The sequence below is a fragment of the Bradyrhizobium liaoningense genome (assembly GCF_018130825.1).
GTDB classification, from domain to species: Bacteria; Pseudomonadota; Alphaproteobacteria; order Rhizobiales; family Xanthobacteraceae; genus Bradyrhizobium; species Bradyrhizobium liaoningense_B.
In genome coordinates, this window is sequence record NZ_JAFCJS010000002.1 from 408,844 (window position 1) to 427,743 (window position 18,900).

The following is an 18,900-nucleotide window of genomic DNA, read 5'->3' on the forward strand; positions in this document are numbered from 1 at the left end:
TGATGCGCGGCCCGGAAGGACGTAACTAACGTTGCACTACGTCCTGATTGCTGTGGTTCGACGCCTGCTGCGGCCCGCGCGCGCCCATCTGTGCGATCTCCGTCTTGAGGAGGGCGCCGGGACGCACGCGCTGCAAGCCGTTGACGACGATGCGGTCGCCGGGCTTCAAGCCCGTGGTGACGATGCGAAGACCATCGACCGCGCCGCCGAGCGTGATCGGCCGGTACACCGCGCGGCTGTCGTCGCCGACCGCCATCACGAACTTCTTGTCCTGGTCGGTGCCGATCGCACGCTCGTCGATCATCACCAAGGTCTGCTGCTTCGGCTGGCCCATGCGCACGCGGGCGAACTGGCCGGGGATGAGACGCCCGTCCTCGTTCTTGAACACCGCGCGGACGCGGATCGTGCCGCTCTGGCCGTTGACCTGGTTGTCGATGAGCTGGATGTGGCCTTTCGCCGAGAGACCGCCTGAAGTCGCCATCTCCACCGGGATCTGGTCGAGCTTGCCGCGCTGGCCGGTGCTATCTGCGATCGAGTTCAGTGCGCGCAGCACGACCTCTTCATCCGCATCGAAGGACGCGTAGATCGGGTTGACCGAGACCAGCGAGGTCAGCACGGGGGAGGCGGTGCCGGCGGCGACGAGATTGCCGACGGTGACCTCGATCTTGCCAACGCGTCCGTCCACCGGTGCGCGCACCTCGGTGTAGTCGAGATTGAGCTTTGCGGTCTGGAGCGTCGCTTCGGCCGCCTTGACGTTGGCGATCGCTTCGCGATTGGCGTTGTCGCGCTGGTCATAGTCACGCCGGGTGACCACGGCGTTGCCGACGAGCTGCGCACCGCGCTCGAGCTCGCTCTGGGTGAACACGACGCGCGCTTTCGCAGCCTCGAGCTGGGCGGCGGCCTTGTCGACCTCGGCTGCATAAGGCGCCGGGTCGATCTTGAACAGCACATCGCCGGCCTTCACCAGCGCGCCTTCGGTGAAGTTGGTGGAGAGGATCGCACCGGCAACGCGCGGGCGCAGCTCGACGCGTTGGATCGCCTCGAGCCGGCCGGAGAAATCATCCCACAGCACGGTCTGCTTGGGTTCGATCAGTGCGACCGTGACGGGGACGGCTTGTTCAGCAGCGGCCGCCGTTGCGGTTGCCTGCGCGGCACGGAAGTAGTGGCCGGTCGCGATCGAGCCGGCTACGGCGAGGGCGCCCACGATGGCGACGCCGCCGAGAAGGCGGCGGATACGGCCGGCGCGGAAGGTATTTTGGGAGGGGGGCATTTGCGCGCTCCAGATATGTAGTGTTCACTACAGATGTGGAGCTGGATATCGCAGCGCAAGATACTTATGTACCGTTCGCTAAGAAAATTGTAGCCGCTTACCGCAAGAATGGGAAGGCGAAAGAGAAAATAAAGCGAGAACAATTAGATAGCATCGAGCGTTGATTGGGGCGAAGCGCCGATTGTGAGGAGACTGAAGACATGGGCATGGGACGCCCCCGCGAATTCGATGCCGATGTGGCGTTGGACCAGGCGATGGAAGTGTTTTGGCGCCATGGCTATGAGGGCGCCACGATTGCTCAGCTCACCGAGGCCATGGGCATCAACCCGCCGAGCCTCTATGCCTGCTTCGGCAACAAGGAAGGCCTGCTGAAGGCCGCGCTCGATCGTTACACCAAGCTGCGCGGCGCCTGGATGGACGAGGTGGTTGCTGCCCCAACCGCCCGCGAGGTCGCCGAGCGGATGCTGATGGGCATCGCCGACAAGCAGACCGATCCCGCCAATCCGCCCGGCTGCCTGCTCGTGCAGGGCGGCATCGCCTGCGGCACCGGCTCCGAGAACGTCCCCTTCGAGCTCGCCGCCCGGAGAGCCCAGAACGAGGACCAGCTCCGCGATCGTTTCATTCGGGCCAAGGCCGAAGGCGATCTCAAGCCGACGTCGGATCCCGCCGCGCTCGCGCGCTATGTCTCTGCGGTGTCCGTCGGCATGGGCGTGATGGCGTCGTCAGGCGCGGACCGCGAAGCGCTGCGACAGGTGGCTGATGTCGCCGTGCAGGCGGTCGAGGCGCAGTCGGGCTGAATTGAAAAGCGATATCAGCGTCGTGGCGCGATCACTTCGCGCCGCCTATGAGCTTCATGATGCTTTCGACGAACTGATCGTCGTCAAGCATCTCGGCTCCACCGATCTCGATCGCGTCCTGAAGCTCGACGCGGCTGTGCAGCCAGAATTGCACGAGGGCGCCGGCGGCACAAAACACGAGGCCGGTAGGCAAATCGCGGCGCAAGAGATCGGCCTGCTGCGCTCTCATGAATAGCGGGACCGCTTTTTCGCTCAGCCGGCGAGAGCGCGATTTGCGCTCGTCGCTCGGACCGTCGAGCTGGCGCCAAAGGTTGATCCGGAACGCTTCCGGATGCTCGCGCCAATACCGCAGGTAAGTTCTGAGCGCGGTTGGAATTGACTGTGCATCGAGCGGCTCAGGGGAGATCGCGTCGCCCACATAGGCGAGAAACTCGCCGGAGGCCTGTTCGCCGACGATATTCCAGAGCTCTTCCTTGCTTTGAAAATGGTGGTGCAGCAGCCCCTGGGACACCTTCGCGCGCTCCGCGATGTCGCGCATCCGCGTGCCGTGAAACCCCGACTTCGCAAACTCCGTGCGCGCTGCGGCGAGGATCGCCTCACGGCCGGCGACAGGGGAGTTGGGGGACCGGCGTGGGCTCATCTGCTACCTTCTAACTATTCTAAATCGCTTACGAATTTTATATTGACTGGTCAAGCAGCCAGTGTTGACTGGTCAACCAGTCAGTATTTGGAATTGCGTGGGAAATATGTGGTTGGGGTTGGGAAGCGGTGGTCAGCTCGGATGCGTTTCGCGAGCTGCGATTATGGTGACGGCATTCGGATTGCCGCTGGACGGCGCCCTGGCGCAGCAGTCGGTCGAACTTCCGGCGGTGTCTGTTGACGCGCCGGCCAAGAAGAAGAGGAGCAGCAGTGCCCGGGTTGCGCCGCGTCCGCCGGCCCCGGTCGCAGCCACGGTGACAGCCCGCAAACGGCCGGAAATCGAAACCGAAGTGCCGGTCAGCGTGACGGCGGTGACCGGCGCGAAACTGGAGGACATCTCGAAGACCCGCTCCAACGCCGATCTTGCCCGGAGCGTGCCGAACTTCAATTTCGTCGATCTCGGCGGTCAGGCTTCGAACCTCGCCAACATCCGTGGCGTCGGATCGTTCTCGCCGGTCTCGCCGGACGACACCTCCGTCGTCTTCTATGTCGACGATGCCCCGCAGTCGGTCTACGGCATCGCGCCAAATCTTCTCGACACCGAGCGCGTGGAGGTGTTGCGAGGGCCGCAGGGCACGTTGTTCGGCCGCAATTCCCAAGGGGGCGCCGTCAACATCGTCTCGCGGCTGCCGACTTTCGACCGCGCGTTTTCGCTCACGGGCGAAGTCGGCACCAAGGGATATGCGCTTGGCGAGCTGATTGCGAATGCGCCCCTGATCTCGGACGTGCTCGCAGGCCGGATCGCCATGCGCTACGCAAATTTCAACGGCGACGTGCCCAACATCCTGCTCGGTGGCAACGATGCCGCGACGCAGATCGGGGCATTTCGCGGCAGCCTGCTCTACAAGCCGACGGACCGAACCACCGTCACCTTCAGCGCATCCTACAGCAAGGACGACGACACGATGCCGCGCTGGCTGCTGCGCGGGGCGCCGAACTTCCCCGTCAGCGCGGTGAACCCGCGCAATGAAGTCGACCGCGAGGGCCAGAATTACAATCTGAAGGTCAGACACGATTTCGGGCCGGTCATTTTCGATTCCGTGTCGAATTTTCAGCGGACCAATTCGTTCCAGCGATCCGATCTGACCGACTCGCTTGTCTTCGCCAAACTCACTGGCTTGCCCGCCGCCTTCTTCTCCACGCCCGGGGCGGATCTGGCCAAGGTCGGAATTGGCGAGAGCACATGGCTGCAGGAGCTGCGCCTGTCTGCGCCGCAGGGAAGCGCTGTCAGCTGGACCACAGGCCTCAACCTCTATCGAACCGAAGTCGAGCTCAACAGCGACACGCGATCGGTCACGCCTGCCTATGCGACCGCAACCGGAATTCGTGACAACAGCTTCGTCACCAACAGCTACGCCGGATTCGGAGAAGTGACGGTGCCGCTGGTGGGCGCGTTGAAAGGCGTCCTCGGGCTGCGCGCAACGCACGAAGACAAGGCGGCGGCCTATCGTTATCTCGGTGTCGGCACGCCCGGCACGGTTCCGGGCTATGCCCAGGACCTCAAGCTGAGCGATGATTTTCTCACGGGGCGCACCGGCCTGAGCTACGACTGGGCGCCGGAGGTCATGACTTACGCCACAGTCGCCCGCGGTTACGTCACCGGCGGCTTTCCTGCAAACTCAGTCAACAATCCCCTGGGCAAGCCGGAAGTCCCGTTCGCCGCCTCGACGAGCTGGACATACGAGACCGGCTTCAAATCCGAGCTCCTCGATCGCCGCCTGAAATTCACCGGCGCCGCCTTCTTCAACGACGTCAAGAACGGGCACCTGGTGGTCTTCGACGTGCCTTCGGCATCGTTCACGATCGCCGCGCTCGACTATCAATCCTGGGGTGGCGAGCTCGAAGCCAGCTTGCGCGTGACCCCGAACCTCGATCTGTCCGGCGGCATCGGCCTCACCCATGCCGAACTCGTCAACGTTCCCGCAGGCAGCGCCACCGGGGCGAAGAACGGCGGGCGCGTCCCGAACGTTGCGCCGGTCACTGCCAATGTCGGCTTTCAATACCAGGTGTCGGCCGCAGCGTTTCGCTTGAACGGCGATGTCTACGTCCGCGGAAATTATCAGTTCGTCGGAGCGCGCGCCGCCGATGTCGCCAACAGTTTCGATCTTGCGTCCTACGGCGTCGTCAACGGCCGGATGGGTTGGAAGGTGAGCAATTTCGAAGCCTATCTGTTCGCCAACAATTTGCTCGATGAGCGCTACGAGACGTTCGGCCAGAGCTTTGGGACGGTTCAGTCGGTCCGCGTCGGGCAGGGGCGGATCGTCGGCCTGGGCGCGACGTCGCGGTTCTAGCGCTGCTTCCCGGAGGATTGAGATGAAGCCCGATGAATTCACGCTGCATGACGTGTCCCGCTTTCCGCTGGTCGTCTTGTTCGGGCGCGCGCTGCCGCGCGGTTACGGTCCGACCTGGGTCAAGGAGTTCGATGCCTTGTTGAGCCAGGGGCAAGCATTCGCCCTGGTGTTTCCAAACTCCGCCGAGGACGAGGATCACGAGGACCAGAAGCTGCGAGCCCTGTTCCTGAAGGCGAACAAGGCGCGATTGGCCGAGAGATGCGTGGGCATCTTCAGCGTGGAGCGGGACATGGCGACCCGCCGCGCCAAACGTGCGCAGGGCAAGGGGCTCGCTGCGGCATTGGGAATACGTTTTCGTATCGCAGCGACGCGCGAGGAGGCGGAACGTCTTGCGGCTCTCGCGCTCGCCGGACTGTCCGTGCCCGACGATGTCGAAGGCGATTGACGCGGCCCCGTCATATCTGCGCATCGGCAAGCGGCGTCTGCGCATTCCGAGGCGGCGCGGAATCCGTATTGCCCTTGGTGTCGCTCTGCTTGTGCGCGGAATGCTTCCACCGGCCGGATTCGTGCTGTTGCCGGCCGCGCTCTCGCTGCTTTCCATCGACATTCCGCGCATTCGCCGATGGCGCCGGATCATGACGGTCAGGATTGGGCGAAAGACAGCGAAGGCGGCGGGACGAATCCGCCGAACTCGCGTTCGATCAGTCCGGCCAACGCAATCGTCGTCCGATCCTCGAGATACGGCCCGATGATCTGGACGCCGACCGGCAAGCCTGACTGCGTGCGCTCGATCGTGACGGCGGTCGCCGGCAATCCGCAGGTCGAAGCGGGGTCCGCCCAGATGAAGCAGGCGTCGGAGTAGTTATAGAGCTTGCCATCGATGTCGAGCTGCCGCGCATCGAACGGTTCGGAATGATCGTGCGGAAATGCCGGCACGGCGGCGGCCGGGTAGATCACGGCGTCGAATTCGCGGAAGAAGTGCTGCCACCGCTGCTGCAGCTGCAGGCGGGCCGCATCGGTCGCCAGCCATTCACGATGGATCATGCCCCAGCCGCGGGCGCGCTCGGCCTGCAGGCTCCGGTCATCGGGCGCGAGGGCTGCGGCAAGTCCTTGCACCTCTGCGAGTGCGGCCGGTGTCAGGCGCGGACTGCGCGCGGCGTTGAGCAGCTTCATGTAAAGCCGCGCAGATTCGGCAAGATCCGGCAGCGCTGCGCTTGAGCGCGCCACCAGCGCCCCTGATCGTTCGAGCCGTTCGGCTAATCGTCCAATGGCCGAACGCACGGCGCCACCCGTCGGCATCAGCGGGTGGGTGTCGATCACGAGGATTCTGAAATCCTTGAGCTGGTCATGTCGCGGCGCGGGCAGCGCAAGGCGATAGCCGATGCCGTCGCGCGTCTCGTCCGGGCCGGCAATCACGTCGAGCGACAATGCAAGGTCCGAGGCGGTGCGCGCCATCGGCCCGACGACAGCGAGATCGCCCTGGCCGGGGACGGGCGGTGCCGGAGGCAAACTATATCCGCGCAGCGGGACCAGGCCGAGGCTCGGCTTGTGTCCGAACACGCCGCAGAAATGCGAGGGCACCCGGATCGAGCCGCCGATATCCGAGCCGATCGAGAGCGGACCGAATCCTGCGGCCAGCGCCGCGCCCGATCCGCCCGAGGAGCCGCCGGGCGAGCGGTCAAGGTCCCACGGGTTGTTCGTGGTCCCATGGATCTCGTTGTAGCTCTGGAAATCCCGCAGCCCGATCGGGATGTTGGTCTTGCCGATGATGACGGCGCCCGCCGCCTTCAACCGAGCGACGACGAGAGCATCTTCCTTTGGTTGAAAATCCCTGAAATGCGGAAAGCCCCATGTCGTCGGCAGGCCGACGACGTTGAACGGTTCCTTCAACGTCACGGGAATGCCGAGCAACGGCAACCGCTCACCGCGGCCAAGCGCGGCATCGGCGGCGCGGGCGGCGTCTCTGGCGCGATCGAAATCGCGAACGATGATCGCGTTGATCCGCCCGTCCAGTGCCTCGATGCGCGCGACGGTGTGCGCGAGTAGCTCTGACGCAGATATTTTGCGCGCGCGCAGAGCGCTCAGAAGTTCGCCGATCGAGCCGTAGTTCAGGTCAGTGGCGTCTGCAGTCATCGCGCGCTCCATTGTATCCCGGCCGAGACCTTGTAGCCCGGATGGAGCGCAGCGCAATCCGGGACATGTCCCGACACGGATGCAGGACCCGGATTACGCTATCGCTCCATCCGGGCTACGGGGCTGTGGCGCATCCTTCGAGACGCCCGCCTTCGGCGGGCCCTCAGGATGAGGTCGCGTTTTGTGGCAAGATATCAGACCCTCATGGTGAGGAGCCCGCCGAAGCGGGCGTCTCGAACCATGCAGGCCGTGCTCGTCCGGCAGCCTCTCAGGAGGCTTCCTTGAGGACCGGCGCCGCCGATTCCTCCGCCTTGAGCTCCTCGAGACTGCGATGCCGCGGCTCGATGCCCAGCGCCCAGACCGTGATGATCTGCACCACCAAAAGGCCGATCATCAGTGCCATCACGCCGGCGACGCCGCGCGACTCGAACAGCGACACGACGAGGAACGGCGTGATGATCGTGGCGCCGCGCCCCAGCGTGTTGACGATGCCGGAGGCGCGCAGGCGGACCTCGGTCGGAAACAGTTCGGGGATGTAGATGCCGAACAGCAGGGCGACCAGGACGTAAATCGGCACCGTCAGCGCAAAGCCAACGGCCGGCAGCAGGATCGGATCCGAGATCATGGGGTAGAGGATGCCCAAGGCCACCGTGATCAGCGACGCGCCGATGATGGTCGGCTTGCGGCCCCAGCGGTCGGCGGTCAATGCGCCAATGGCCGAGCCGATCGGCGCGCCGAGCGCCATCAGCAGTGAATAGCCGAACGAAGTCGCAATCGAGAGGCCCTGCTTGACGAAGAAGACGGGCAGCCACGTCACGAAGCCGTAGAGCAGCGTGTTGATCGTGATCAGGCAGACCGAGCCGACGATCATCCGCGACAGCAAGGGCGTGGTGAACAGCGTGCCGAGATCGGCCGCGACCGGGGCTGACGTGACAGGCGCGGGAGCGGGCAGGGGCTGGCCCTGCGCCGCCTCCTTCTCGATGGCCAGCATCAGCGCTTCCGCTTCTGCGGTGCGTCCCACCGCTTCCAGCCAGCGCGGCGATTCCGGCAGCGACTTGCGCATATACCAGACGACGAGGGCGCCGACGCCGCCGAGCACGAACATCGAGCGCCAGCCGAATTGCGGCACCAGCACGGATGCGACGAGCAGCGCCACGGGCAGGCCGGTGACGACGCACACGGTGGTGAAGCCGAGCCATTTGCCGCGGGTGCGGGCGGGCACGAATTCCGTCATCGTCGAATAGCCGACGACGTTCTCCGCCCCTAAGCCAACGCCCATCACGAAGCGGCAGGCGATCAGGAACGCCATGTTCGGCGAGAACGCCGCGGCGAGGGAGGCAAGGCCGAAGAGTAGCAAATTGAACTGATAGGTGAAGCGGCGTCCATAGCGGTCGCCGAGGAAGCCGGTGCCGAACGATCCCAGCATCATGCCGACGAAGGTCGCCGAGATGAACGCTGCGTTCTGGGCGAGCGTCGAAAAGCCGGTCTTCAGCGTCACGCTGAGCACGGTCCCGGCGATGTAGATGTCGAAACCATCGAAAAACATGCCGATGCCGATCAGCAGCATGATGCGGCGATGGAATGGTCCGATCGGCAGCCGATCGAGACGGCCGCCTGCGTTCACCGATGTCGACATTGACGCTCTCTCCCTTGACTGTTGTTCTGGTTGATGCGGCCCGCCTTCTGTGGGCGGTGAGCTGCTTCTGGTCTCTGCTAGTTCAGTCGCTTCTGATTGGCCGTGTCGCGATACCAGTCGAACGGCTGCTCGTGGGTCGCGACCATCACGCTCTTGGTGTTGAAATGGTCGTTGAAGCTCTCGGTGCCGCATTCGCGGCCAATGCCGGAATCGTCGACGCCGCCCCAGGGCGAAGCGGGGTCGAGCCGGTGATGATCGTTGATCCAGACGATGCCGGCCTTGACGTTTGCGGCGACGCGGTGCGCGCGGGCGACGTCGCGGGTGCGGATGGCGGCGGCCAGGCCAAACGGCGAGTCGTTGGCAAGCCGCAGCGCCTCGGCCTCATCCTTGAACGGTGTCACCGAGGTGAACGGACCAAACACTTCTTCCTGAAAAATCCGCATGTCGGATTTGACGTCGGCGAACACCGTCGGCTCGACGAAATAGCCGTTGTCATGGCCCGGCACCTTTGCGGCAACGCCGCCGGTGACAAGACGCGCGCCATCGGCGTGACCATAGCCTGCGTAGGCGAGAACGCGGTCGCGCTGCCTGGCCGAGATCACCGGACCCATCTGGGTGCTGGGATCGAAGGGATCGCCGACGCGGATCGTGCGGGTCTTGGCCTGCAGCTTCTCGACGAATTCGTCATAGATCGAGGCCTGGACCAGATGGCGCGAGGCGCAGACGCAGGTCTGACCGGCGCCGATGAAAGCACCGAACGCGGCATAGTTGACGGCGCGGTCGACGTCGAAATCGTCGAACACCATCACCGGCGTCTTGCCGCCGAGCTCCATGGTCTGGTGCGCAAACACCTTTGCGGCTGCGCTGCCGGCGATGCGGCCGGCCTCGGTGCCACCGGTCAGGACCAGCTTGTTGATGTCGCAGTGTTCGGCCAGCATCTTGCCCGCGCTCTGGCCGAGGCCGAGGACGATATTGAAGACGCCGGGCGGAAGGCCCGCTTCGGTGAAGATCTGGGCCAGCTTCAGCGTGGTCAGCGGCGTGTATTCGGACGGCTTGACCACGGTGACGCAGCCGGTCGCCAGCACCACGGCGAGCGACTTGCACAGGATCATCAGTGGGTGATTGAACGGCGTGCAGTTGGCGACGATGCCGATCGGAGTGCGGAGCGTGTAGTTCAGATAAGCGCCTTCGACGGGGATCACGGAGTCGCGGCGCGACAGCGCGACGCCGGCAAAGTAGCGGAAGAAATCGGGCAGGCGGGAGAGCTGGGCGCGGGTCTCGTTGACCGGGCGGCCGTTGTTGAGGGTCTCCAGCCGGTACAGGCTGTCGAGATTGGCCTCGAACGCATCGGCGAGCCTGTTGACCAGCCTCGCCCGCGCGCGCGTGTCCATGCCGCCCCAGGCCTCGCCTTCGAACGCGGCGCGCGCGCTTTTCATGGCGCGGTCGATGTCTTCGGCGGTGGAATTGGGAATGCGGGCGATCACGTCGCCGGTGGCGGGATTGCGGACATCAAGCATCGCGCCGTTGCCGGCTTCGACTTCACGCCCATCGATGAAATTGCCGTGGATTTCGACGTCGATCGACGCGGGTTTTGACGGGATGTTCATGACGACCTCTCTTCCACGATGACGGCATTGCGCTTGAGCGCCGGCAGAACGCGTTTTTCGGTAGCTCCGATATGGGCCTTGATGATGCGCGCGGCGGTTCGCGTCTGGCGCTGCTGCATGGCGTCGATCAGGGCGACGTGCTCGGCAACGAGCTTCGCCGGGTCGTGGCCCTTCAGATTGGAGATGCTGACGCGGACCAGCCGGTCGGCCTGACCGATCAGGTCGCACAGCGCCGTCGCCATGCGGCGATTTCCGGACGCATGGGCGAGCGCGGTGTGGAAGCCGCGGTTGTAGGCGATGAAATCCTCGTGGTTGCCGGAGAAGCGGCGGAATTCGTCGAGCGACTTCAAGACGCTGTCGGGCGCGCTCTCGATGGCTTCGGCGACGCAGGCCGGCTCCAGAGCAAGACGGAAGCGCAGAAGGTCGTGGGCATCCGAGAGTGAGATCGGCGTGACCCGGTAGCCCTGGCGCGGCTGCACCGTGACGAGGTGCTCGCGCTGCAGCCTCAGTAGTGCATCCCGGACCGGTTGCCGGCTCACGTCATAGCGCTCGGCGAGGTCCTGCTCGCGCATTTCATCGCCTGGCGCAAACCGACATGCTAAAATATCAGATCTGAGACGATCGTAGATATTTTCACGCAAAAGCATCATTTCTCTTGGCTCCTTGGCCTCAATATCTCAATCGTGATATTTCAGGTCAAGTGCCAAATGCTTGAATTCCCTGACAGTTGATTTATCAGTCGGGGCCTTCGGGGCACGCGAACGGGCAATGAAGTTAGGGAAAGACCGCACATGGACAGGCTTCTAGCCAACGGGACCGTCAACGCCGCGCAATCGGGCGAGGGGCCGCCGCTGTTCCTGTTCCACTCGCTGTTGTCGGATCGCGCGAGCTTTGATGCGATCGTGCCGGAGCTCGAGACATCGTTTCGCACCATCGTGCCGGAGCTGCCGGGGTTCGGCCGCTCACGCGCGGTCGAAGGCGGCCTTGCTGCGGTCGCGGACCGGATGGCAGAGGCTGTCAAAGACGCCGCGGGCGGTGCGCCGGCGATCGTGCTCGGCAATGGCTACGGTGGCTTCGTCGCCTTGCAGATGGCGATCCGGCATCCTGAGATCGCGAGCAAGCTCGTTCTCGCCGACAGCGGTGCGGCGTTCTCGGAGCCCGGCCGCGAGGCGTTTCGCAACATGGCGAAGGTGTCGCGTGAGAAGGGGCTCGAGGCCATCACCGAGGTCGCGATGCGTCGGCTGTTCGCGCCCGAGTTTCAGGCGCAGCATCCGGAACTGATGCAGGATCGCCGTGCAGCGTTCCTACGGACGGATCCCGATGTATTTCGCGCCGCGTGCGCCGCGTTGGCGAGCCTGGATCTCCGCACTGAGCTTGCCGCGGTGAAGGTTTCAGTGCTCGTTCTGGTCGGTGAGCACGATGAGGCGACGCCTCCGCCGATGTCGCATGAGCTGGCCGCCGGATTGCCGCGCGCCGAACTGAAGATCATTCCGGGTTGCGCACACGTGCCGCAGCTTCAGGCGCCGTGGCAGTTTCTCGAAGCGCTCGAGGGCTTCCTGCTCTGATCGGCGCTTTGCACCCGGCACCGGAACGAAAGCGCCTTGCGTTCGAAGCAGCGATGCCTTCCGAAGAGTTAACGGGAGCGGCTCGGCGGCGAACACTCGACCGGCCCTCGTGCGATCCGGCGTCTGTTTTGCCCGACGTGTCAAACGCCCGTGCACGTCGGGCTCGCGCCATGCCGCGCGAAATTCCTCAATGATTTGTACTGTGCATGGGGTCGTTTTCGCATTTTTTGTTTGAAGGTTCCCCGGGGCGGAACGTCAGCCGTCAACGTCCGTATCGACACGGCCACCCCTAAGAGTTTTTACACACAGTTCTGGCACGCTCCGCGCGTCAATATCCGCAACCTGCATCGTCGCCTCTCATTGTGCGCACGAAAAGACAGGACCCGCGGGCATCGAGGGGGCGTAAGCCATGACTGCACTTGCTTCGGACGCCGGTCGCGCGAGGGCTGGGATCGTGCCGATCCTGTTGTGCGTCGTTCCATTCAGCCAGATTCCGCTCGATGCCTATACGCCCGGCCTGCCGCAAATGGTGGTGGATCTCGCCGCCGACGCGGCGTCGATGCAGAACACCGTCACCGCCTACATGCTCGGCATGAGCTTGGCGCTGGTGCCGGTCGGCATCGCCTCGGACACGCTCGGCCGCCGCAACGTCCTGCTCGCAGGGCTCTCGGTGCTGATCGCGATGAGCATCGCCTGCGCGCTCGCCACCAGCGCCTCGCTGCTGCTGGGCTTGCGCTTCCTGCAAGGCATCGGCGGCTGCACCTGTCTCGTCGTCGCTTATGCGGTCGCCGCCGATTGTTTCCGCGGCCGCGAGCTCACCGCGATCTCCGGTCTGCTTGGCGCGGCGTGGGGGCTTGCGCCGGTGCTGGCGCCGGCCGCCGGCGGCTTCATCGTCGAGCTGACCTCGTGGCGCGGCGTCTTCGTCGTCATTGCCATCGCAGCGGCCATCGCCGCCGCGATCGTCGTATTTCTCCTGCCCGAAACGTTGTCGGCCGAGCGCCGCGCGCCGTTCGATCCGCGCCGCACCGCCGGCATCCTGCGTGATGCACTCGTGCGTCCGGGCTTCCTCGCCTTCGTGCTGGTGTTTGCAGCGGCAGCCAGCGCGCAGCTGGCATTCGGCGTCGTCGCGCCGTTCTTCTACCAGACCGGCCTCGGCTATTCCGCTGCCATCTACGGCCTCGTCGCGCTCGGCCTCGGCGGCGTCAATCTCGCCGGCGAGCTCGGCTGCGCGCATTTCGCGCGCTTCATGCCGGCCCGCGTGATGGGCTTCGGCGCCTTCGCGCTATTCCTCGCCGGTGCCGCGGTCCTGACCGTAACAGGCATGACCCTCGGTCTCGATTTCATGTCGATCACGATCGGCGGCGCGCTGGTGCTCGGCGGCTGCGGCGTGCTGTGCCCGATGATGTACGGCATGGCGCTCGGCCTGTTCGAGCGCGACCACGGCCTGATCGGCGGCCTCATCAGCGCGCTCTGCTATCTCGCCGTCAGCGGCGCCATGGCGATCGCGGCGGTGCTGCCCGAGGCGACGCAGGCGCCGATCGGATGGCTCTATCTCGGCCTGTGCGCCGTCGCGGGCGCGCTGCTTGCGATCTCGCTGCCCTCGGCGCGGCAGGCCACACAACCTTAAGGAAGGAACCAGATCATGGCCACTGTTGGTATTCGCGGCACGTTCTTCGACTTCGTCGACGACCCCTGGAAGCACGTCGGCAACGAGCAGGCGGCCGCGCGCTTTCACCAGGACGGCCTCATGGTCGTCTCGGACGGCGTGATCAAGGCGTTCGGTCCTTATGACAAGATCGCCGCCGCGCATCCGAGCGTCGAGGTCACCCATATCAAGGACCGCATCATCGTCCCCGGCTTCATCGACGGCCACATTCATCTGCCGCAGACCCGGGTGCTGGGCGCCTATGGCGAGCAGCTCCTGCCGTGGCTGCAGAAGTGGGTCTATCCGGAAGAGCTCAAATACCGGGATCGCAACTACGCGCGCGAGGGCGTGAAGCGTTTCCTCGACGCGTTGCTCGCCGGCGGCACCACCACCTGCCAGGCCTTCACAAGCTCCTCGCCGGTCTCGACCGAAGAGCTGTTCGAGGAAGCGAGCCGGCGCAACATGCGCGTCATCGCGGGCCTCACCGGCATCGATCGCAACGCGCCGGCCGATTTCATCGATACCCCCGAGAATTTCTATCGCGACAGCAAGCGGCTGATCGCGCAGTATCACAACAAGGGCCGCAACCTCTACGCCATCACGCCGCGCTTCGCCTTCGGCGCCTCGCCGGAGCTGCTCAAGGCGTGTCAGCGCCTCAAGCACGAGCATCCGGATTGCTGGGTCAACACCCACATCTCCGAGAACCCGGCCGAATGCACCGGCGTGCTGGTCGAGCATCCGGACTGCCAGGACTATCTCGGCGTCTATGAGAAGTTCGACCTGGTCGGGCCGAAATTCTCCGGCGGCCACGGTGTCTATCTCTCCAACAACGAGTTCCGCCGCATGTCGAAGAAGGGTGCGGCGGTGGTGTTCTGCCCGTGCTCGAACCTGTTCCTCGGCAGCGGCCTGTTCCGCCTCGGCCGCGCCACCGATCCCGAGCATCGCGTGAAGATGTCGTTCGGCACCGACGTCGGCGGCGGCAACCGCTTCTCGATGATCTCCGTGCTCGACGACGCCTACAAGGTCGGCATGTGCAACAACACGCTGCTCGACGGCAGCATCGATCCCGCGCGCAAGGACCTTGCCGAGGCCGAGCGCAACAAGCTCTCGCCCTATCGCGGCTTCTGGTCGATCACGCTCGGCGGTGCCGAAGGCCTCTACATCGACGACAAGCTCGGCAATTTCGAGCCCGGCAAGGAGGCTGATTTCGTCGCACTCGATCCGAACGGTGGCCAGCTCGCACAACCCTGGCATCAGTCGCTGATCGCCGACGGCGCCGGCCCGCGCACGATGGACGAGGCCGCGAGCATGCTGTTCGCCGTCATGATGGTCGGCGACGACCGCTGCGTCGACGAGACCTGGGTGATGGGCAAGCGTCTCTACAAGAAGAGCTGAAGCGGACGGCCGCCGATGAGCACATCTCCCGACACAGCCGGCCAGCCGGTCGCCCTCGTCATCCAGCGCCGCATCACGGACGACGGCTTTGCCGCGTTCGCACGCTGGAACGGCGAGGTCGGCGAGGTGCTCAAGACCTGGCCAGGTTTCCTCGGCCAGGAGGTGGTTCCGCCGCAGCCGCCGGCGCATGTGGACTGGGTGACGATCCTGCGCTTTGCGAGCCCGGCCGCCGCGCGCGCCTGGCTCCAGAGCGAGGTGCGGGCGAAGCTGATCGCGGACGTGCAACGCTTCTTCGTCGGCTCGGAGGATGTTCATATCCTGCCCGACACCGGTGTTCAGCGCGACAATGCAGTCTCCGCCGTGATCTCGTTCAAGGTCCCTGATGGGCTCGACGACGCCTTCCTCAAATGGCAGCAGCGCATCCAGGCCGCCGAGGCCGAGTTCAAGGGGTTTTTGCGCCACAAGATCGAGCGGCCGATTCCGGGCCTGCATGACGAGTGGATCATCATCCTGTCGTTCGACAGCGATGCCAATCTCAATGCCTGGCTCGACTCGCCGTTGCGGCAGACGCTGCTGAAGGAGGGCGCGCGCTTCAACGCCGGCATGAATGTGAAGCGGGCGAGCTACGGCTTCAATTTCTGGTTCCCCGCCGGCAAGACGCAGGCCCCCGAGCAAGGACCTGGCTTCATCTGGAAGAGCAACCTCATCGTTCTGCTGGTGCTTTATCCCGTGGTCTATCTCTGGGGCTATTTCATCAGCCATCCGCTGATCGACAGCCATGGCGTGCCGGTCTGGCTGTCGCTGTTCGTCGGCAACCTCGTCAGCACCCAGCTGCTCGGCTGGTGGCTCGTGCCCGCCGCCTTCAGGGCGCTCGACTGGTGGGTGGCGCCGAAGGCGGCGATCAGTCGCCAGATCGCGGGCTATGTGCTGCTTGCCGCGCTCTATGCTGCATCGATGGGCCTGTACGCGCTGCTGCTCGCGTGGCATTGGGGACGGTGAGGCCGTCCACCGTATTGTCGCGGAGAGGGACGGTCGCTGGACATCGACGACCATGTTCGCCCTGACATTTCTCGGCACCTCGGCAAGCGTTCCCTCGGCGGAGCGTAATCATCCGGCACTCCTTGTGGAGGCGGCGGGCCAGCGCATCCTGGTCGATTGCGGTGAGGGCACGCAGCGCCAGCTGCTGCGCAGCGGCGCCGGCTTTCGGCGCCTCGACCGCATCCTGCTGACGCACGCGCATCTCGATCACGTGCTCGGCATCCCCGGCCTGTTCTCGACACTGGGCTTGCGGCAGACCTCCGACGTGATGACCATTCACGGCGGGGAAGGCACGCTCGACATCGTCATCCGTATTCTCGCAGGGCTATGGGGTGCGGGCAGAGCGCCGATTGCGGTGGAGTTCTCAGCCTTGAGCGAAGGGCAGGTCATCGACGCCGGCGACTTCACCGTCGACTGCTTTCCGGTCCGCCACCGCGACACCGACAGTTTTGGTTTCGTCTTCAAGAGTCCCGCTCGCCGCCACCTTCGGTCCGATCGCCTCGCGGCGCTCGGTGTCCCCGACGGTCCCTTGCGCGGCGAGCTGGCGCAGGGACGGCCAATCGTCGTCGATGGCCGAACGATCGATCCGGAAGATGTCCTGGGGCCGCCGAGCGGCGGCAAAAAGCTCGTCGTGATCGGCGACACCGAGACGACGGATGGACTCTCCAAGCATGTCGCCGACGCCGATATGCTGGTGATCGAGGCAACGTTCCTCGATCGCGACGCGCCGACGGCGCGGAATTACGGCCATCTCACCGCGGCAGAGGCGGCGTCCTTTGCGGCCGCGAACAACGTTGGCCAGCTGGTGCTGACTCACATGTCGGGACGCTATGAGGACGAAGAGATCCGGGCGGAGGCCACAAGGATCTTTCCAAACAGCCGGATCGCCGCCGACTTCGACCATGTGGTCATCTAGTCGCCGCGACCCCCGTTCAGCTCGACAATCCCGACTTGATCGCGAGATCCTGCGCCTGGCTCGTCAGCTGCACCAGTCGCGGCAGCGCCCGGTCGCGAAAGGACGGCATGTCCATCCGCATCGCATCGACGGTGACGCTCAGTCCGGCGACCACCAGACCCTGGGCGTCGAAGATCGGCGTTGCCAGCGTGCGCAGGCCATAGGCGTTCTCGCCGTCGGAGACGGCATGGCCCTTCTTCTTCACCTGATCGAGCCGGGCGAGCAGGGCATCGAGGTCGGTGAGCGTTCGCTCCGACAGTTTGACACGAGGGCGCAACTCAAGCCGCGAGATCTGCTCGTCGCGCGCCAGATGCGCCAGCATCACGTGGCCGAGCGCGGCGCTGTAGGCGGGGATGCGCGTGCCCGGCCGGCGATCCATCTTGTGGCGATCGAGGCCGGCGCCGACGCGGGCGAGATAGACCACATCACCGCCGTCGAGGATGCCGAGCGAGGCCGCATCGCCGACCGCAGGCACGAGCTCGCGCAGCAGCGGCTCGACGATGGTCCGCAAGGACCCGTGCGACAGCACGGTGTATCCGAGATCGAGGCAGGCGACGCCGAGGCGGAACCGGCGGCTCTGCGGAACCGCCTGAAGGTAGCCGAGCTCGATCAGGGTCTGGATCAGCCGGAACGCGGTTCCGCGGTCGAGATCGGCCCGTGCGGCAATCTCACTCAGGGTGAGCTCGAAGGCCTCGCTGGTGAAACTCTTGAGTACGGCAAACGCCTTGCCGACCGAAGCGACGTAATTCTTTGGATTTTTCGCTGCCGCTTCAGGTTTGCGCCGTGTGGCCTTGTTCTCAGGCTTGCTCTCGGTCTTGGCCATTCGAATGCCCCGCCACGACAGCTGCCCTTGACGCGGCGGCAGCCTGATCTTACCAACGAGGCAGATCATAACAAATGTTCGCATTCCGAACAATATCGATTTGACGATCGGAGGAAGTTTGTCGACATCATCGCTGCACCCTCATGGCGTGTTCTCCGCCGCGTTGACGCCCCTCGACGCCGAGCTCGCCCCCGATCATGCGCGCTTCGTCGCGCATTGCCGCTACTTGCTGGACAAAGGCTGCGACGGCATCGCGCTGCTCGGCACCACCGGCGAGGCGAACTCATTTTCCGCGGCCGAACGTATGGCCCTGCTCGAGGCGGTGGTGGCCGCGGGCATCGCGCCGCAGCGGCTTCTCCCTGGAACGGGCGTCGCCGCGCTCACCGAGACCATTGCGCTGACGCGTCACGCGCTCTCGGTCGGCGTCGACACCGTGGTGATGCTGCCGCCGTTCTACTACAAGGGCGTCAGCGACGACGGCATCTACGCGTCTTACAGCGAAGTCGTGCAGCGCATCGGCGATGCCCGGCTCAAGGTCGTGCTCTATCACATCCCGCAGATGTCGGCGCAGCCGATCTCGCACGCGCTGATCGAGCGGCTGCGCAAGGCTTATCCGGCCGTCTTCACCGGCATCAAGGATTCCTCCGGCGACTTCGCCAACATGACCGCGATGGTCGAGCGCTTCCCGGGCTTTTCGGTTCTCGTCGGGGCCGATCCGCTGCTCCTGCCGCTGCTGCGCAAGGGCGGGGCGGGTTGCATCACCGCGACCTCGAACCTCATCGCGCGCGACCTTGCCTATGTCTACAAGCATTTTCGCGACAGCGACGATGATGCGGCGCTCAAGGCGGCGCAGGCGCGCATCGTGAAAGCGCGCGAGCTGGTCTCGCGCTTCCCGCAGATGGCCTCGCTGAAGGCGATCGTCGCCGAGCGCACCGGCCATGCCGGATGGCAACGCCTGCGGCCGCCGCTGGAGTCGCTGCCGCCGGCTCAAGCGAAAGAGCTGCTTGCGGATGCCGCGGCGTTCGCTGCCGCCACCGTCTAGAATC

16 protein-coding genes are annotated in these 18,900 nt (G+C 64.9%); 9 read left to right on the forward strand and 7 right to left on the reverse strand.

All coding sequences use genetic code 11. The features are described 5' to 3' along the window. Nucleotides 1-25: 25 nt before the first annotated feature. On the reverse strand, nt 26-1,270 hold the full coding sequence (locus JQ603_RS10420; RefSeq protein WP_212339087.1) for an efflux RND transporter periplasmic adaptor subunit: 1,245 nt from the start codon (nt 1,268-1,270) through the stop codon (nt 26-28). A gap of 200 nt (nt 1,271-1,470) precedes the next feature. Between JQ603_RS10420 and JQ603_RS10425 the strand changes: the two genes are divergently transcribed. Beyond that, on the forward strand, nt 1,471-2,067 hold the full coding sequence (locus tag JQ603_RS10425) for a TetR/AcrR family transcriptional regulator (RefSeq protein ID WP_212339089.1): 597 nt from the start codon (nt 1,471-1,473) through the stop codon (nt 2,065-2,067). Between the two features lie 31 nt (nt 2,068-2,098). On the opposite strand, the gene JQ603_RS10430 is transcribed toward JQ603_RS10425, so the two are convergent. Further along, nucleotides 2,099-2,707: a TetR/AcrR family transcriptional regulator gene (locus JQ603_RS10430; protein ID WP_212339091.1), complete on the reverse strand. Its 609-nt coding sequence runs from the start codon at nt 2,705-2,707 to the stop codon at nt 2,099-2,101. Nucleotides 2,708-2,870: 163 nt separating this feature from the next. Between JQ603_RS10430 and JQ603_RS10435 the strand changes: the two genes are divergently transcribed. Together JQ603_RS10435 and JQ603_RS10440 are read left to right on the forward strand one after the other, a co-directional pair. After that, the gene (locus JQ603_RS10435) at nt 2,871-5,057 is read left to right on the forward strand and encodes a TonB-dependent receptor (RefSeq protein WP_212339093.1); all 2,187 of its coding nucleotides are present in this window, start codon (nt 2,871-2,873) and stop codon (nt 5,055-5,057) included. A 22-nt stretch (nt 5,058-5,079) separates the two neighbouring features. Further along, on the forward strand, nt 5,080-5,502 hold the full coding sequence (locus tag JQ603_RS10440; protein ID WP_212339096.1) for a hypothetical protein: 423 nt from the start codon (nt 5,080-5,082) through the stop codon (nt 5,500-5,502). A gap of 197 nt (nt 5,503-5,699) precedes the next feature. On the opposite strand, the gene JQ603_RS10445 is transcribed toward JQ603_RS10440, so the two are convergent. The 4 genes from JQ603_RS10445 to JQ603_RS10460 all read right to left on the reverse strand — a co-directional run bounded on the left by JQ603_RS10445 (nt 5,700) and on the right by JQ603_RS10460 (nt 11,080). Next, nucleotides 5,700-7,190, reverse strand: coding sequence for an amidase (locus JQ603_RS10445; protein ID WP_433996636.1), 1,491 nt, complete (start codon nt 7,188-7,190; stop codon nt 5,700-5,702). Nucleotides 7,191-7,458: 268 nt separating this feature from the next. Beyond that, complete coding sequence (locus JQ603_RS10450) at nt 7,459-8,826, reverse strand: MFS transporter (protein WP_212339112.1); 1,368 nt, start codon at nt 8,824-8,826, stop codon at nt 7,459-7,461. A gap of 77 nt (nt 8,827-8,903) precedes the next feature. Further along, entirely contained in the window at nt 8,904-10,433 is a 1,530-nt protein-coding gene (locus tag JQ603_RS10455; RefSeq protein ID WP_212339118.1) for an aldehyde dehydrogenase, read from the reverse strand. Continuing rightward, nucleotides 10,430-11,080 carry a GntR family transcriptional regulator gene (locus tag JQ603_RS10460; protein WP_212339971.1) on the reverse strand — a complete coding sequence of 217 codons (651 nt, stop codon included), beginning with the start codon at nt 11,078-11,080 and terminating at the stop codon, nt 10,430-10,432. Before JQ603_RS10460 ends, JQ603_RS10455 begins: the two co-directional genes overlap by 4 nt. Nucleotides 11,081-11,224: 144 nt before the next feature. Here JQ603_RS10460 and JQ603_RS10465 point away from each other — a divergent pair, with 144 nt between their 5' ends. The 5 genes from JQ603_RS10465 to rnz all read left to right on the forward strand — a co-directional run bounded on the left by JQ603_RS10465 (nt 11,225) and on the right by rnz (nt 16,992). Next, complete coding sequence (locus JQ603_RS10465; RefSeq protein ID WP_212339120.1) at nt 11,225-11,998, forward strand: alpha/beta fold hydrolase; 774 nt, start codon at nt 11,225-11,227, stop codon at nt 11,996-11,998. A 409-nt stretch (nt 11,999-12,407) separates the two neighbouring features. Further along, the gene (locus JQ603_RS10470; protein ID WP_212339122.1) at nt 12,408-13,625 is read left to right on the forward strand and encodes a multidrug effflux MFS transporter; all 1,218 of its coding nucleotides are present in this window, start codon (nt 12,408-12,410) and stop codon (nt 13,623-13,625) included. Between the two features lie 15 nt (nt 13,626-13,640). Beyond that, a complete protein-coding gene (gene guaD / locus JQ603_RS10475) occupies nt 13,641-15,038 on the forward strand; it encodes a guanine deaminase (protein ID WP_212339124.1) in 1,398 nt (465 codons plus the stop codon). Between the two features lie 15 nt (nt 15,039-15,053). After that, nucleotides 15,054-16,037, forward strand: coding sequence for an antibiotic biosynthesis monooxygenase (locus JQ603_RS10480; RefSeq protein WP_212339126.1), 984 nt, complete (start codon nt 15,054-15,056; stop codon nt 16,035-16,037). A 52-nt stretch (nt 16,038-16,089) separates the two neighbouring features. Further along, complete coding sequence (gene rnz / locus JQ603_RS10485) at nt 16,090-16,992, forward strand: ribonuclease Z (RefSeq protein ID WP_212339129.1); 903 nt, start codon at nt 16,090-16,092, stop codon at nt 16,990-16,992. Between the two features lie 16 nt (nt 16,993-17,008). Here the strand turns inward: rnz and JQ603_RS10490 are convergent, their stop codons facing one another. Continuing rightward, nucleotides 17,009-17,854, reverse strand: a complete 846-nt coding sequence (locus JQ603_RS10490; protein ID WP_212339132.1) for an IclR family transcriptional regulator — start codon at nt 17,852-17,854, stop codon at nt 17,009-17,011. Nucleotides 17,855-17,972: 118 nt separating this feature from the next. Here JQ603_RS10490 and JQ603_RS10495 point away from each other — a divergent pair, with 118 nt between their 5' ends. Further along, on the forward strand, nt 17,973-18,896 hold the full coding sequence (locus JQ603_RS10495) for a dihydrodipicolinate synthase family protein (RefSeq protein ID WP_212339135.1): 924 nt from the start codon (nt 17,973-17,975) through the stop codon (nt 18,894-18,896). The last annotated feature ends 4 nt before the right edge of the window (nt 18,897-18,900 follow it).